12 protein-coding genes, 1 tRNA gene and 1 pseudogene are annotated in these 15,447 nt (G+C 69.0%); 5 read left to right on the plus strand and 9 right to left on the minus strand.

The window, feature by feature from the left end:
* Window position 1 precedes the first annotated feature (1 nt).
* Entirely contained in the window at window positions 2–2,218 is a 2,217-nt protein-coding gene (locus JJ685_RS02485; protein WP_201673670.1) for a TonB-dependent receptor, read from the minus strand.
* Window positions 2,219–2,588: 370 nt separating this feature from the next.
* On the opposite strand from JJ685_RS02485, the gene JJ685_RS02490 reads away from it, so the two are divergent.
* A complete protein-coding gene (locus tag JJ685_RS02490) occupies window positions 2,589–3,077 on the plus strand; it encodes a CBS domain-containing protein (protein ID WP_201672584.1) in 489 nt (162 codons plus the stop codon).
* 15 nt (window positions 3,078–3,092) lie between these two features.
* Window positions 3,093–4,481, plus strand: coding sequence for a GntP family permease (locus JJ685_RS02495; RefSeq protein ID WP_201672585.1), 1,389 nt, complete (start codon window positions 3,093–3,095; stop codon window positions 4,479–4,481).
* A gap of 24 nt (window positions 4,482–4,505) precedes the next feature.
* On the opposite strand, the gene JJ685_RS02500 is transcribed toward JJ685_RS02495, so the two are convergent.
* From JJ685_RS02500 to JJ685_RS02520, 5 genes and pseudogenes are all read right to left on the minus strand, one after another.
* The gene (locus JJ685_RS02500; RefSeq protein ID WP_201672586.1) at window positions 4,506–6,428 is read right to left on the minus strand and encodes a SurA N-terminal domain-containing protein; all 1,923 of its coding nucleotides are present in this window, start codon (window positions 6,426–6,428) and stop codon (window positions 4,506–4,508) included.
* A 57-nt stretch (window positions 6,429–6,485) separates the two neighbouring features.
* Window positions 6,486–6,561: transfer RNA gene (locus JJ685_RS02505), tRNA-Val, on the minus strand.
* Between the two features lie 17 nt (window positions 6,562–6,578).
* Window positions 6,579–6,866: pseudogene (locus JJ685_RS02510) on the minus strand (HU family DNA-binding protein); the annotation flags it as partial.
* Between the two features lie 238 nt (window positions 6,867–7,104).
* Window positions 7,105–8,190, minus strand: a complete 1,086-nt coding sequence (locus JJ685_RS02515) for a tartrate dehydrogenase (RefSeq protein ID WP_201672587.1) — start codon at window positions 8,188–8,190, stop codon at window positions 7,105–7,107.
* Window positions 8,187–9,071, minus strand: coding sequence for an alpha/beta fold hydrolase (locus JJ685_RS02520; protein WP_201672588.1), 885 nt, complete (start codon window positions 9,069–9,071; stop codon window positions 8,187–8,189). Before JJ685_RS02520 ends, JJ685_RS02515 begins: the two co-directional genes overlap by 4 nt.
* A gap of 75 nt (window positions 9,072–9,146) precedes the next feature.
* On the opposite strand from JJ685_RS02520, the gene JJ685_RS02525 reads away from it, so the two are divergent.
* On the plus strand, window positions 9,147–10,112 hold the full coding sequence (locus JJ685_RS02525; RefSeq protein WP_408015446.1) for a LysR family transcriptional regulator: 966 nt from the start codon (window positions 9,147–9,149) through the stop codon (window positions 10,110–10,112).
* Here the strand turns inward: JJ685_RS02525 and JJ685_RS02530 are convergent.
* From JJ685_RS02530 to uvrC, 3 genes are all read right to left on the minus strand, one after another.
* Window positions 10,066–10,974 carry a DMT family transporter gene (locus JJ685_RS02530; protein WP_201672589.1) on the minus strand — a complete coding sequence of 303 codons (909 nt, stop codon included), beginning with the start codon at window positions 10,972–10,974 and terminating at the stop codon, window positions 10,066–10,068. The two genes, JJ685_RS02525 and JJ685_RS02530, sit on opposite strands and share 47 nt — an antisense overlap.
* 4 nt (window positions 10,975–10,978) lie before the next feature.
* Window positions 10,979–11,548: a CDP-diacylglycerol--glycerol-3-phosphate 3-phosphatidyltransferase gene (gene pgsA, locus JJ685_RS02535; protein WP_201672590.1), complete on the minus strand. Its 570-nt coding sequence runs from the start codon at window positions 11,546–11,548 to the stop codon at window positions 10,979–10,981.
* A 61-nt stretch (window positions 11,549–11,609) separates the two neighbouring features.
* Window positions 11,610–13,667 carry an excinuclease ABC subunit UvrC gene (gene uvrC, locus JJ685_RS02540; RefSeq protein ID WP_201672591.1) on the minus strand — a complete coding sequence of 686 codons (2,058 nt, stop codon included), beginning with the start codon at window positions 13,665–13,667 and terminating at the stop codon, window positions 11,610–11,612.
* On the opposite strand from uvrC, the gene earP reads away from it, so the two are divergent.
* Complete coding sequence (earP, locus tag JJ685_RS02545) at window positions 13,653–14,729, plus strand: elongation factor P maturation arginine rhamnosyltransferase EarP (protein WP_201672592.1); 1,077 nt, start codon at window positions 13,653–13,655, stop codon at window positions 14,727–14,729. The two genes, uvrC and earP, sit on opposite strands and share 15 nt — an antisense overlap.
* Before the next feature lie 124 nt (window positions 14,730–14,853).
* Window positions 14,854–15,408: an elongation factor P gene (efp, locus tag JJ685_RS02550; RefSeq protein WP_201672593.1), complete on the plus strand. Its 555-nt coding sequence runs from the start codon at window positions 14,854–14,856 to the stop codon at window positions 15,406–15,408.
* The last annotated feature ends 39 nt before the right edge of the window (window positions 15,409–15,447 follow it).

The following is a 15,447-nucleotide window of genomic DNA, read 5'->3' on the forward strand; positions in this document are numbered from 1 at the left end:
GTCAGAACCGGTAGTTCATGGAAAGCATGGCCGCGCGCGCCATCCCGGGCACCGACCGCCCGCCGTCGGAAGGGATCAGGGCGTCGAAATAGTGCTTGTCGCCGAGATTGAGGAGATTCAGGCGGATGTCGTAGCGTGGCTGGTGGTAGGCAATGAGCGCATCGAAGCGCGTGTAGGCGGGCACGCGCACCGTGTTCGTGTTGTTGGCGAAGCGGCCGTCGACGAAGTTGGCCCCGCCGCCGATCTCCCATTCGGGCGTGATCGCGTACGTCACCCACAGGTTGGCGGCCTGGCGCGGCGTGTTCAGGGGCGTGCGCCCCTGCGTGGCGGGCGCGATGCCATCGACGATCTCGGCGTTCAAGTAGGTGTACGCGGCGAAGACCTGCAACTGCCGGGTGACATTGCCCGAGGCGCCGGCGCGGAAGCCGTTCACCTGCACCGTCCCGGTCGCGGTGAAGGTCCCGTCGTTGTTCTGCGACCGCGCGTTGTATTGCGTGATGCGGAACACCGCGACCCCCGTGGACAGCTTGCCGCCCAGCGCCTCCCATTTCACGCCGAGCTCGTAGGCGCGACTGCGCTGCGGCGGCAGCGGGTCGGTCGTTCCCGTCGTCGCCACGAGCTGCTCCAGCGAAGGGTTGAAGGAAGTGCTGTACGAGGCGTAGAGGGATTGCTCCGGCGTGGGCTGGTAGATGACGCCGGCACGCACGCTCGTGAAGTGCACGGTCTGGCTCTGGGACGCGGACTGCGTCGCCGAGGGCCGCGAATTCTCGATGCTGGCGTCGAAGTGGTCGTAGCGCAGGCCGCCATCGAGCTTCCAGTGCTCGCCGATGGAGAGCAGGTCGTTCACGAACACAGCCACGGTCCTGGCATCGCCGCTCGCCAGATTGCCGATCGCCTGCGGCGCGTTGGCCGGCGAAGGAACCTGCGGCGGATCCACCAGCGGCGTGCAGGCCACGAAACCGTTGGTCCCGCCGGGCGGATTGAGGGGCACGCCGCCGCAGGAGCCATTGCGGAAGTAGTTCTGGTTGCGGTAGTAGTCGGCGCCGAGTTCCAGGCCGACCAGCAGGTCGTGCCGGTAGTCCCCGTGCCTCCATTCGGACTCGAACTCCGTCAGGTTGAAGAGCGACTTGTCGCGGATGGTCCGGTCGTGGCTCTGCTGGCGCACGAAGAGCTCCCCGAGCGGCAGGTTGCTCGCCGGCGATTGGGGCGCCGTGGGGGTGCCGGTGGACAGTGGAACGAAGGCGCCCCCGCCTGGGCGGGTTCCGATGATCTGCGGCGCGGTCTCGATCGCGTTGGTGCGGACGTCGTTGTACTGCGTCTGGTTGCGCAGCTTCGACGTCGGCGAAAGCTTGTGCCGGATGGTCAGGCCGAGCGTACCGACATCGGATCTGGTGCGGTCGTCGGTGAAGCCGTAGGCGGTATCGCGGTTCACGGGCGCCGGCGCTCCGTTGAGCGGAGGCAGGCCGTAGTCGGCCATGTCGCGATTGTGTTGCAGCAGGGCCGACGCCGTGATCTGCGTGGGCGTCCCCATGCCCCATGCGAGCGACGGCGCGATTCCGATGTCGTGCAGTTCGTTCTGCTGGCGGTTGGTGGCGTCGCCGTCCTGCGCCATGGCCGCGATGCGGAAGGCGGAAGTCTCGCCCAAGGGCCGGTTCAGGTCGAGGGTGGAGCGCAGCAGGCCGTTGCTCGTGACCGTGGCGGTCACCTCGCCGAAAGCCGCGAGGGTGGGCTTCTTCGCGACCTGGTTGATCACTCCGCCCGTCGAGCCGCGTCCGAACAGCACCGACGAAGGACCCATCAGCACCTCGACCGAATCCAGCGCGAAGGTGTCGCGGTAGTACTGGGCACGGTCGCGCATGCCATCCAGGTAGATGTCGGTCCGGGCGGAAAAGCCGTTGAGATTGATGTTGGTGCCGATCTGCCCGCCCTCGGCCGCGCCGATGGTCAGGCCCGGCACGTTGCGCAGGGCCGAGGCCAGCGAGGTGGCGCCCTGCGACTCCATCAGCGGCTTGGTGATGACCGTGATCGACTGGGGCGTGTCCATCGGGTCCGCCGGCAGGCGGCCGAGCGAATTCGCACCGGGCGCGAAGCCCGGGTCCTCGTTGCCGTTGCCGACCTTCACGGTCGGCAGGGTGGGTTCCTTGCGCCCTCCCGCCTGCGCGGACACGTCCGCCTGGGCCTGGACCCGAGGCAAGACGCAGAGGCCGAGAAGTGCCATCACGACGGGACGCAAACGACCGGGGGGAGCAAGGCGCATTTTTTGGTTCTCCGGAGTTTCTTGCGAGCCGCGAATCTACACGAGAACCATTCGTATTTGCAATGAATGCCTCATCCATGGCTGGCAAGTCCACGTGCGCGGCGCGGACATGAAGCCAAGAACCGCCCGCCCGGCCCCAAAGACCAATAGCCAATGCCACCCGCGCGCCTAAGCTTCGCCCGCCCGGGACTGGTCCCGGTGCGTTGCGCGGAGGCATCGATGCGAACAACGACAAGGGCACAGGCGGACGCCCCGCTCCCGGCGCAAGCCCACCTGGCGATCGCCTCAGGCGGCCCGCGCGCCGTCCGCCAGCCGTGATCCGGAGCGAGCGATGCCAGGCTCACTTCAGCGCACCGACGAACGCTTCCCCTTTCGTCCGGTCCGGCAGATCCTTTCCGACCGCGTCCCGGTGGTGCACTGGGTCGCCCCGCAAGACACGGCCGCACGGGCACTGCAGCTGATGGCCGAACACAACATCGGCCTGGTGGTGGTGCTGGAAGGCGAGCAACTGGTCGGCGTGCTCTCCGAGCGCGACCTGGCCCGCTACGCCGGGCGCACGGGCTCGGGTGCGCTGCGCGACCTCCCCGTGGCGGACCTGATGACGCGCGAGGTCGTGGTCGTCGGTCCCGAGGATCCCTTCGGCCGTTGCATTGCCCTGATGGAACAGCACGGCGTGCGCCACCTGCCGGTCGTCGAGGGCGGCCGGGTGGTGGCCGTGCTCTCGGTGCGCGACCTGCTGCGCGAGGCGGTGGTGCACCACCGGCACGTGCTCGACGAGGTCGAGCGAGAGCGCCTCTCCATCTTCCAGTCACCGTACTGAGACCGGAGGCCTGCCGTGAGCCTGCTGATCGTCATCGCCTCCCTGGTGTTCCTGATGGTGGTGGCCTACCGGGGCTACAGCGTCATCCTGTTCGCCCCGGTGGCCGCGCTCGGCGCGGTCCTGCTCACCGACCCGGCCTGGGTGGCGCCCATGTTCTCCTCGGTCTTCATGAAGAAGATGGTGGGCTTCGTCGAGAGCTACTTCCCCGTGTTCATGCTGGGCGCCGTGTTCGGCAAGGTGATCGAGCTGTCCGGTTTCTCGAAGGCCATCGTCGCGTCCGTGTTCCGCGTGCTGGGGCAAGGCCGGGCAATGCTGGCCATCGTGCTGGTCTGCGCGCTCCTCACCTACGGCGGCGTGTCGCTGTTCGTGGTCGTGTTCGCGGTGTATCCCTTCGCCGCCGAGATGTTCCGCCAGGGTCGCATCCCCAAGCGCCTCATTCCCGGGACGATCGCGCTGGGCGCCTTCAGCTTCACCATGGACGCCCTGCCGGGCAGCCCGCAGATCCAGAACATCATCCCCACCACCTTCTTCCAGACCAACACCTGGGCCGCACCGTGGCTGGGGGTGATCGGCTCGGTGTTCATCCTGGTGGTGGGCATGGCCTACCTGGAATGGCGCCGCCGCGCCGCCGCCGCGAAGGGCGAAGGGTACGGCACGGAGCTGCGCAACGAGCCCGAGCCCTTCGAGGCCACGCAGCTGCCCAACCCGTGGATCGCGCTCGCCCCGCTGGTGGTGGTGGGCGTGGCCAACCGCATCTTCACCGGCCTGATCCCGCAGTTCTACGGAAAGAGCTACGAGATGGCCCTGACGGGAGCCAAGCCCGTCCTGACCGACGTGAGCAAGGTCACCGCGATCTGGGCCGTCGAGGCCGCGCTGCTGCTCGGCATCCTGACCGTGCTGGCGTTCGCGTGGAAGCCGGTGGTGTCGCGCTTCGCGGATGGCACGAGGGCGGCGGTCGCCGGGGCGCTGCTGGCCTCCATGAACACCGCCTCGGAATACGGCTTCGGCGGTGTCATCGCGGCCCTGCCCGGCTTCATCGTCATCGCCGACGCGCTGAAGGCCATTCCCCATCCGCTGGTGAACGAGGCCATCACGGTGACCACGCTGGCGGGCATCACCGGCTCGGCCTCCGGCGGCATGAGCATCGCGCTGGCCGCCATGGCGGACACCTTCATCGAGAACGCCCGCGCCGCCGGCATCCCGCTGGAGGTCTTCCACCGCGTGGCGGCCATGGCCAGCGGCGGCATGGACACGCTGCCCCACAACGGCGCCGTGATCACGCTGCTGTCGGTCGCGGGGCTGACGCACCGCCAGTCCTACGGCGACATCTTCGCCGTCACGCTGATCAAGTCGCTGGCGGTGTTCGTGGTGATCGTGGTCTACGCCACCACGGGCATCCTCTGAAGTCCGGATGCCCGGGAGCGGCCATCACTGGGTCGGCGCTTCGGCCTTGGGCTTCGCCACCAGGATCTCCGCCTTGTAGCGGTCCTTCAGCACCGTGTAGTACGCCATCGCCTCGTCGCGGGCCCAGGCCTGGGTGAACTGCTGCAGTTCCTGCTGCGCCTGCTGCGGGGGCGACGTCTCGCGCGCCAGCACCTTGTTCACCTTCACGATGGCATAGCCTTCCGCGCCCAGGTCCACGCCCACCAGCGCGGGCAGCTTGGCCGGGTCGGCGCGCAGGGCGGCCTCCGTGACCTTGGGCGGCTGCTTGGCGTCCGTGCGGGAGAGGGTCACCGCTTCGCCGACCTGCGCACTGGCCGGGTTGGCCTTCCACGCCGCCAGCCTGGCTTCGCCTTCCTTGCGCGCGAGTTCCGCGGCCTTGCTCGCGACCACGCGCTCGCGCACCGTCGCCTTCACTTCCTCGAAGGGGCGCGTGCGGGCCGGCGAGTACTGCGTGACCCGACCCGAGACCATCTGGCTGGGCCCGAATTCCACCGCCTCGGTGTTGCGCTTGCGCTCCGTCGCGTCCGGCGAGAACAGCGCCTGCAGGAACTTCGGGTTCGCCAGCGGCCCGGTGGTGCCCGGCTGGGGATTGCGCACGACGGCCGGCGCCGTGCGGACCTCCAGCTTCAGCTTGTCGGCCACCGGCTTGAGCGAGTCCGATTGCTCGTAGACCGTGTTGCTGAAGGTCTCGGCCGCCTCGGCGTACTTCTTCTGGGCCTGCTCCTTGCGCAGGGCCTCTTCGAGCTGCGGCTTCACTTCCTCGAAGGTGCGCTGCTTGGGCACCTTCAGGTCGGTCAGCTTGATGATGTGGTAGCCGAACTCGGTCTGGACCGGGCCGGCGACCTCGCCCTTGTTCTTCATGCCGAACACGGCGTCCTCGAAGGGCTTGGTCATCGCGCCGCGCTGGAAGAAGTCCAGGTCGCCGCCGTTGGCCGCGGAGCCCGGGTCCTGCGAGTTCTTCTTCGCCAGTTCGGCGAAGCTGTCCGGGTTCTTCTTCACCTGGGCCAGGAGTTCGTCCGCCTTGGCCTTGGCCTTGTCCTTGTCGGCCTGCGGCGCGCCCTGGGGCACGGCGATCAGGATGTGGCTCGCCCGGCGCTCCTCCGGCCCGCCGCCGACGCGGCCCGCGTTCTGCTCGTAGTAGGTCTTCAGGTCCGCCTCGTTGAGCGTGATGCCCTTCTGCACGGAGGCCAGGTCCAGCACCACGTACTCGATGCTCGCCTGCTCGGGCGACTGGAACTGCTGCGGGTTCTCCTTGTAGAACGCCTGCAGTTCGGCGTCGGTGGGCTCCACCTTCGCCTTGAAGTCGGCGGCGTTGAAGCGCGCGATCTGCGCCTCGCGGCGCTCGAAGTAGCTGCCCAGGGCCACGGCGGCCTGGGCCGGCGGCGTGAAGGACGACTGGCCCACGCCCCCGAGCACCTGGCGCGTCGCGATGTCGTTGCGCACCTGGTTCTCGAACATCTGCGGCGACATGCCGCGCTGGGCGAGTAGCTGCTCGTAGCGCTTCAGGTCCAGCTTGCCGTCGGGACCGCGCAGCGCGCCGATCACCTCGTTGGTCTGCAGCTCGCGCGCGAGGCGCTGGTCGGCCACCAGCAGGTGCTGGTGCTCGACGGCGGCGGCAAGCACGCGGTCCCGCACCAACTGCTCCAGCGTGCCGTACTTCGCTTGGGGCGAATCCAGCAGCTTCGCATCGATGCCGGGCATCTGCTCGCGCAGGCGGTCGACCTGCCGCTTGTGCGCCTCGTCCCAGTCCTGCTGGTTGATCTCGTGGCCATCCACCTTGGCGACGGCGTCGCCGCGCTCGCGCATCCGGTTGTAGCCCTGGAGGCCGAACAGCACGAAGGACGGCACGATCAGGAGGAACAGCACCAGCTGCATCCACTTGGTGTGCTTGCGGACGAAATCAAACATGTTCGGGTTCTCGAAACAGGACAAACAAAAAGGCGAACCAGGTTCGCCTTTCTTCGTTGGTGGGTGCTGACGGGTTCGAACCGCCGACCTACGCCTTGTAAGGGCGCCGCTCTACCAGCTGAGCTAAGCACCCCACCGGGTGAGGACCGATCAGTTCAGCGCATCCTTGAGCGCCTTGCCGGGACGGAACTTGGGTACCTTGGCGGCCTTGATTTTAATCTGTGCGCCGGTCCGGGGATTCCGGCCGCTGCGGGCGGCCCGTTTGCCCACCGCGAAAGTGCCGAATCCGACGAGCGAGACCGAGCCGCCTTTTTTCAGCGTGGTCTTCACCGCGCCGATCATCGATTCCAGGGCGCGCGTCGCGGCGGCCTTGGAGATGTCGGCGTGCTTGGCGATGTGCTCGATCAATTCGGTCTTGTTCACAGGGGAGCCCCTCCGAAGGCTGGGATGAGTGTAGGACGCGTCTCTTCAAAAATTTGTCTCCCGTTCCCGCGTCGCGAAGGGCGCCTGTGGCGGGAAGGGGAGACAGTTCGGGCGGCCAGAGCGGCCACTGAAGCGATTAGAAACAGCCCATCAGGCCGTGTCAATACGGCGGGCGGCAATACAACACGCGGCCCCGCATTCCTGCGCGAAAGTGCTGCTGCGCCACGTGGGTGCGGCGCAGCAAGCGCCTGCGTCAGAGGGCCGCGGCGATCGCCTTGCCCACGTCGGTGGTGCTGGCCTTGCCCCCAATGTCGCCCGTGCGCGGCGCGCCGGACTTCGGATCGAGCACCGTCTCGATCGCCTGCAGGATCGCGTCGTGCGCGTCCTTGTGGCCCAGGAACTCCAGCATCATCGCGCCGCACCAGATCTGGCCGATGGGGTTGGCGATGTTCTTGCCGTAGATGTCCGGCGCCGAGCCGTGCACGGGCTCGAACAGCGAAGGGAACTTGCGGTCCGGGTTGAGGTTCGCGCTCGGCGCGATGCCGATCGTGCCGGTGCAGGCCGGGCCCAGGTCGGACAGGATGTCGCCGAACAGGTTGCTCGCCACCACGACGTCGAAGAAGTCCGGGCGCTGCACGAAGTGCGCAGTGAGGATGTCGATGTGGAACTTGTCGGTCTTCACCTCGGGGTACTTCTTCGCCATCTCGGCGACGCGCTCGTCCCAGTAGGGCATGGTGATCGCGATGCCGTTGGACTTGGTGGCGCTGGTCAGGTGCTTCTTCGGGCGCTTCTGCGCCAGCTCGAAGGCGAACTTCAGGACGCGGTCCACGCCGTGGCGCGACATCACCGTCTCCTGCATCACGATCTCGCGCTCGGTGCCGGGGTACATGCGGCCGCCGATGGAGGAGTACTCGCCCTCGGTGTTCTCGCGCACGATGTACATGTCGATCTCGCCCGGCTCGCGCCTGCTGCCGTCCTTGCGCACGACGGGGGCGATGATGCCGGGCATCAGGCGGGCGGGACGCAGGTTCACGTACTGGTCGAACTCGCGGCGGAACAGCAGCAGCGATTGCCACAGCGAGACGTGGTCGGCGATCTTCTCGGGCCAACCCACGGCGCCGAAGAAGATGGCGTCGTGGCCGCCGACCTGCTCCTTCCAGTTGTCCGGCATGTACTGGCCGTGCTTCTCGCAATAGTCCCAGCTGGAGAAGTCGAAGTGGTCGAACTGGAGGTCGATGCCGAACTTGCGTGCGGCGGCGTCCACCACGCGCACGCCCTCGGGCATGACTTCCTTGCCGATGCCGTCGCCGGGGATGACTGCGATGCGTTTCTTGCTCAAGGCTTGCTCCTGAAAAAAGAGAGGGTTTCGTCCAGCAGAAGGGTCGGGGCCTCTTCCGCGACGTAGTGGCCGCAGGGCAGGCTGCGGCCCGAGAACCGGCTGGCGAAGCCGGCCCACAGGGCCGGCACGTCGAAGCAGCGGCCGACCGCGCCGAACTCGCCCCACAGCACGCGCAGCGGCTGCGCGAGGCGCTGCCCCGCAGCCTGGTCCTGCTGGTCGTGTTCGAGGTCGATGCCGGCGCTCGCGCGGTAGTCGGCGCAGATGGATTCCGGGGTGCCGGCGATCGCCGCGCAGCGTTCGTATTCGGCCAGCGCCTCGGGCGCGAAGGCCGCCAATCCGGCGTGGCGCGCGCCCATCACCGAGCGCACGTAGCGGCGCGGGTCCGACGCGATCAGCGCCTCCGGCAGCGGCGGCGGCTGGATCAGGAAGAACCAGTGCCAGTAGGCACGCGCGAAGGCCTCGCCAGTGTGGCGGTACATGGCCAGCGTGGGCGCGATGTCCAGCAGCATCAGCCGCTCGACGCGCTCCGGGTGGTCCTGCGCCAGCCGGTGGGCGACCCGCGCGCCCCGGTCGTGGGCCAGCACCTGGAAGCGCTCGTGCCCCAGCGCGCGCATGACGTGGACGGCGTCGAGCGCCATCTCCCGCTTGGCGTACGCGGCCGAATCGGCGCCGGCGGCGGGCCGGCCCGAATCGCCGTAGCCGCGCAGGTCCATCAGCAACAGCTGGAAGCGCCCGGCCAGCTGCGGGGCGACGCGGTGCCACATCGCATGCGTCTGCGGATGGCCGTGCAGCAGCAGCAGAGGCTCGCCCTGCCCCGCGCGGCGCACGTGCAGCGCGACGCCGTCACGCGCGATCCGCAGGGTTTCGAAGCCATCCAGCATGGGCGGAATTCTGGACCCCGGGCGGGGCCGCCGCAAGCAATAATCCGGCAAGGGATTCTTTCCGATCCGGAAGCAATGCAGCCTCAACTGGAACGCGCCGACCTGGAACTGCTGCTCGCCATCCGCGGGCACGGCAGCCTCGCCGGCGCAGCCTCGGCGGCCGACGTCGTGCCTTCGGTGATCACCAAGCGGCTCGCTGCGCTGGAGGCGCGGCTGGGCCTCAAGCTGTTCCAGCGCACGACGCGGCGCGTGGTGCCCACGGCCGAAGGCGAGGCGCTGTGCGAACGCGCCACGGGCCTGCTGGCGGGCTTCCATGCCATGGAGGCCGAGCTGCAGGAGCGGCACAAGGAGCCGGTCGGGCGCATCCGGCTGGCCGCCACCTTCGGCTTCGGCCGCGTCTGGCTCGGCCCCGCGATCGCCGACTTCCAGCAGCGCCATCCGCAGCTGGACGTGCAGTTGCAGCTCACCGAGCAACTGCCCGACCTGGCGGTGGAAGGGTTCGACGGAGCCGTGTGGCTGTGGGCCGTGCGGGGGCCGCGGGCCAGCGAATGGACGGGCCGCCGGCTCGCCCGCAACCAGCGCGTGCTGGTGGCCGCGCCAGACTACCTGCGCCGGCGCGGCGCGCCCGCGACCGTGGAGGAACTCGCTGCCCACGACTGCCTCGTCGTGCGCGAGAACGAACGCTTCGACGTCTGGCGCCTGCAGCGCGAGCGCGACCGGGCCGAGGTGCGCGTCCGCGTCGGCGGGCCCTTGTCCTCCAACTCGGGCGAGCTGGTGCGCGACTGGTGCCTGGCCGGCCACGGCATCATGCTGCGCAGCCTGTGGGACATCGCCGGCGCCCTCGCCACCGGCGAGCTGGTGCGGGTGCTTCCCGGCCACGCGATGACGGACGCGGACATCCACTGGCTCGCGCCGCACAGCGCCAGCACGCCCAAGCGCATCCGGCTGCTGGTGGACTACCTGGCGGAACGCTTCCGCAGCGAACCCTGGAAACTCACGAGCGCCCCGGCCGCACGACCAGGCTCACGCCCACGGCGGTGAGCGCCATGCCGCCGAGGATGAGGGCGGTGATCGGCTCGCCGAACAGCACCCAGGCCATCAGCGCGGTCGTGGGCGGCACGAGGTACATGAGACTGCTCACCGTCGTGGCCGCGCCGCGCTGGATCAGCAGGTACAGCAGGGAGCTGCCCCCCAGCGTCATGCCCAGAACCGACCAGGCCAGCGAGCCGACCAGCTCGCGGTTGAGGGCGCCGTCCGGCAGCATCCAGCGCATGCCCTCGTTTTCCAGCAGGGCCAGGGGCAAGGTGACGGCGAACGCCGCGGCCAGTTGCACGAGGTTGGCCGTGCGCACGTCGCAGGGCTGCACGAAGCGCTTCTGGTACAGCGTGCCCGCGGTGATGGCGAACAGCGCGATCACCGCGCACGCCAGGTTGAGCGGGCCGACCTCGCCGAAGCCGAGCTTCTGCCACACCACCAGGAGCAGCCCGAAGAGGCCCAGGCCCAGCCCCGCCCATTGCCGTCCGCGCACTTCGCCGCCCCGGGCCGAGATCCAGATCGCCGTCAGGACGGGCTGCAGCCCCACCAGCAGCGCCGACAGCCCCGCGCCCATGCCGTTCTTCACGGCGGCCCAGACGCCGCCCAGGTACCCCGCGTGCATCAGGATGCCGGCCACCGCGAGATGGCCCCACTGTGCCCGGCCGCGCGGCCAGGCGGCGCGGGCCAGCAGCGCCCAGACCAGGAACATCGCCACCGAACACGCGTAGCGCAGCGACAGGAACTTCAGGGGCGGCGCGTACGGCATCGCGTAGCGGGCGACGATGAAGCCGGTGCTCCAGATCACCACGAAGACGGCGGGCATGGCCCGCAGCAGCGCGCCGGGACGCTGCGCGACGGCGCTGGTCATGCGGCTACTTCTTCACCCGCCGGCGGATTTCCGGCAGCGCCTTCTGCAGGTAGTAGACCATCGACCACACGGTCAGGATCGCCGAGGTCCAGATCAGCCAGGTGCCCCACACGCGCGTGTCGATCACGCCCAGCAGGCGGCCTTCGAACAGCAGGAAGGGGATGGCGACCATCTGCACCGTCGTCTTGACCTTGCCGATCATGTGGACGGCGACGCTGCGCGAGGCGCCGATCTGCGCCATCCACTCGCGCAGGGCGGAGATGGCGATCTCTCGCCCGATGATGATCAAGGCCACGAACACGTCGGCCCGCTGCAGGTCCACCAGCACCAGCAGGGAGGCGCAGACGAGGAACTTGTCGGCCACCGGGTCGAGGAAGGCGCCGAACGCGGACGCCTGATTCAGCTTGCGCGCGAGATAGCCGTCCAGCCAGTCGGTGGCGGCGAACACGACGAACATCACCGTCGCGATGAGGTTCTGCATCCGGTGCTCGAGCCCCAGGTAGAACACCCCCACCAGCAAGGGGATCGCGATGATCCGCGTCCAGGTGAGGAGGGTCGGGACCGTGAAGAACATAGAGCGCGATTCTGGCATGCCTCGGACCCCCGTCATCCGCGCGTCCGCGGGGAATGGCCAATCAATGCAGCGCCCGATAGATCTCTTCCGCCAGTTCCCGCGAAATGCCTTCGACCGTCGCGATGTCTTCCACGCTCGCCGCCGCCACGCCTCGCACCCCGCCGAAGCGTTGCAGCAGGCGGGCGCGCTTCTTGGCGCCGATGCCCGGGATCTCCTCCAGCTGGCTGCCTCCGACGCGCACGCGCGCGCGCCGCGCCCGCATGCCGGTGATGGCGAAGCGGTGGGCCTCGTCGCGGATCTGCGCCACCAGCATCAGGGCCGCCGACTCGCGACCGAGGTAGACCTTGTCGCGCCCATCCGCGAACACCAGTTCCTCCAGGCCCACCTTGCGGCCCTCGCCCTTTTCGACGCCGACGATCACGGACAGGTCCAGCCCGAGCTCCGCGAACACCTCGCGCGCCATGCTGACCTGGCCGCGGCCGCCGTCGACCAGCACCAGGTCCGGCAGGCGCTGCGCGCTGCCGCCCGCGCCCGGCCTGGCGCGCTTGCCCGCCGCGGCGCCCGCATCGGGCGCCGGCGCCGGCTCCGGCGGCGGCGCTGCCTCTTCCACCTCTTCCTCCGGCGGGGTGGCCTCGGGCGTGTCGCGCCCGGCCTGCGCCAGCCGCGCATAGCGGCGCGTCAGCACCTGCCGCATGGCCGCGTAGTCGTCGCCGGGGGTGATGTCGTCGATGTTGTAGCGGCGGTACTCGCGGTTCTGCATCTGGTGGTGGTGGAACACCACGCAGGATGCCTGGGTCGCCTCGCCCGCGGTATGCGAGATGTCGAAACACTCGACGCGAAAGGTGTCCAGCTGGTCCGGCTCCAGGTCCAGCGCCTCGACCAGGGCGCGCGTGCGGGCCTGCTGCGAGCCCTCCTCCGCCAGCAGCCGCGCGAGCTGGATCTGCGCGTTCTTCTCCGCCATCTCCAGCCACAGCCGGCGCTGGCCGCGCGGATTGTGCACCGCCGCGATGCGCGTGCCGGCCTGCTGCGACAGCGCCTCGCCCAGTTCGGGATCGATCGGATGGCTGGTGATCAGGGCCGAAGGCACCGGCACGCCGATGTAGTGCTGCGCGATGAAGGCCTCCAGCACCTGCACTTCGACCGACTGCGCGTGCACGGCATCCTCGGCGTCGTCGAACTCCTGCACCGCCGTCGCGTCCTCGATGTGGCTCGGGAAATAGGCGCGGTCGCCGAGGTGGCGGCCGCCACGCACCATGGCGAGGTTCACGCAGGCCTTGCCGCCGTGCACCTGCACCGCCAGGATGTCGACGTCCTTGTCGGAGACGGTCTCCACCGACTGCTGGTGCAGCACCTTGGACAGCGCCGCCATCTGGTTGCGCAGTTCGGCCGCCTGCTCGAACTCCAGCTTCTCCGCGTGCGCCATCATGCGCTGCTCCAGCCCCTGCAGCACGGCCTGGGTGTCGCCGCGCAGGAAGGCCTCGGCGTTCAGCACGTCCTGGTGGTAGGCCTCGGGCGAGACCAGGTTCACGCAGGGTCCGGTGCAGCGCTTGATCTGGTACAGCAGGCAGGGCCGCGTGCGGTTGGCGAACACCGTGTCCTCGCAGGTGCGCAGCCGGAACACCTTCTGCAGCAGCTGGATCGACTCCTTCACCGCCCAGGCGCTGGGGTAGGGGCCGAAGTAGCGGTGCCTGCGGTCCACCGAGCCGCGGTAATACGCCACGCGCGGGAAGGCCTGGGCCGACGGCGCCGCGCCCTCCCTGCCGGCGGAGATCGCCTTGTCGGGCGCCCCCGTGATCTTCAGGTACGGGTAGCTCTTGTCGTCGCGGAACAGGATGTTGTAGCGCGGCGCCAGCGTCTTGATCAGGTTGTTCTCGAGCAGCAGGGCCTCGGCCTCGGAGCGCACCACCGTCGTTTCCAGCCGCGCGATCTTGCCGACCATGTGGCCGATGCGCGTGCCGCCGTGGTTCTTCTGGAAATAGCTCGAGACGCGCTTCTTCAGGTTGCGCGCTTTGCCGACGTAGAGCACGCCCTCGTCGGCATCGTAGTAGCGGTAGACGCCGGGCAATGCCGGCAGCGCGGCGACCTGCGCCAGCAGTTCCGCGGAATGCCCTTCGACCATGCGCCTATTATCCAAGGCGTGCGCTGGGACATCTTCTGCAAGGTCATCGACAACCACGGCGACGCCGGCGTGTGCTGGCGGCTGGCCGCCGAACTGGGCGCGCGCGGACACGCCGTGCGCCTGTGGATGGACGACGGTTCCATGCTGCAGTGGATGGCGCCCGGGGGCGCACCCGGGGTCGAGGTCGTCGCGTGGACCGAGCCGGTCCCGGACCTGGCGCCCGGCGAGGTCGCGATCGAGGCTTTCGGCTGCGACCCCCCGCCTTCCTTCGTCGCGCGGATGGCGGCCATGGCCAAACCCCCGGTGTGGCTGAACCTCGAATACCTTTCCGCCGAGCCCTACGTGGAACGCAGCCACGGCCTGCCCTCCCCGGTGATGCACGGGCCCGGGGCGGGGCTGGCCAAGCACTTCTTCTATCCGGGTTTCACGCCGCGCACCGGCGGTCTGTTGCGGGAGCAGGATCTGCCGTCGCGCCGCGCCGCCTTCGACCGCGGCGCGTGGCTGCGGCAACGGGGCGTGGACCCCGGCGCGCGCGTGCTGAGCCTGTTCTGCTACGAGCCGCCCGCGCTGCCCGCACTGCTGGAGCGGCTGGCCGCCGAAGGCCCGCCCACCGAGCTGCTGGTCACGTCCGGACGCGCAGCGGCCGCCGTGCGCCGCTGGGCTGCGCCCGCAGGAAGCCGCCTGCGCCTGCACTTCCTGCCCCTGCTGAGCCAGCGGGACTACGACCACCTGCTGTGGTCCTGCGAACTCAATTTCGTGCGCGGAGAGGACTCGCTGGTGCGCGGCCTGCTGGCCGGCGTGCCCGCGATCTGGCACATCTACCCGCAGCCGGAGGACGACGCGCACCACGCGAAGCTGGATGCATTCCTCGCCTGGCTGCAGCCGCCGCCCGACTTGCGCGACTTTTTCCTCACCTGGAACGGGGTCCGCGCCGGCCCGCTGCCGGGCCTGGACCCCGCCGGCTGGCGCGAGACGGCCCGCCGCGCATTTGACCGGGCGCAAGCATTGCCCGAGCTCGCGACCGCTCTGGTGCGCTTCGCCACGGCCCGCGCTACAATATAGAGCTTTGCGCAATCGCCCCACGGCGAGCCCTTGCGCACCCAACTTGCCGCCACCCGCAGATCGCCAGCCGGAGAATTTGCGCGCAGTCCCCGGACTTGTGGTGGCCCCACCCGAGAGACCCGTCATGAAAATCGCTCAAGAAATCCGCGCCGGCAACGTGATCATGCAGAACGGCAACCCCTGGGTTGTCCTGAAGACCGAATACTCCCGCGGCGGCCGCAACGCGGCGACCGTGCGCATGAAGCTCAAGAGCCTGCTGAACAACCAGGGCACGGAACTCGTCTTCAAGGCCGACGACAAGATGGACCAGATCGTGCTGGACAAGAAGGACTGCACGTACTCCTACTTCGCCGACCCGATGTACGTCTGGATGGACGCCGAGTACAACCAGTACGAGGTCGAGGCCGAGAACATGGGCGACGCCCTGAACTACCTGGCGGAAGGCATGCCCGCCGAAGTGGTGTTCTACGAAGGCAAGGCCATCTCCGTCGAACTGCCCACCAGCCTCGAGCGCGAGATCACCTGGACCGAGCCGGCCGTCAAGGGCGACACCTCGGGCAAGGTGCTCAAGCCCGCCAAGATCGCCACCGGATTCGAAGTCGGCGTGCCGATCTTCGTGAACCAGGGCGACGTCATCGAGATCGACACCCGCACCGGCGAATACCGCCGCCGCGTGTAAGGCACCCGCGCACTCCCCGAAGGCTCCGCAAGGAGCCTT

It is taken from the genome of Ramlibacter monticola, assembly GCF_016722785.1.
Lineage (GTDB): Bacteria > Pseudomonadota > Gammaproteobacteria > Burkholderiales > Burkholderiaceae_C > Ramlibacter > Ramlibacter monticola.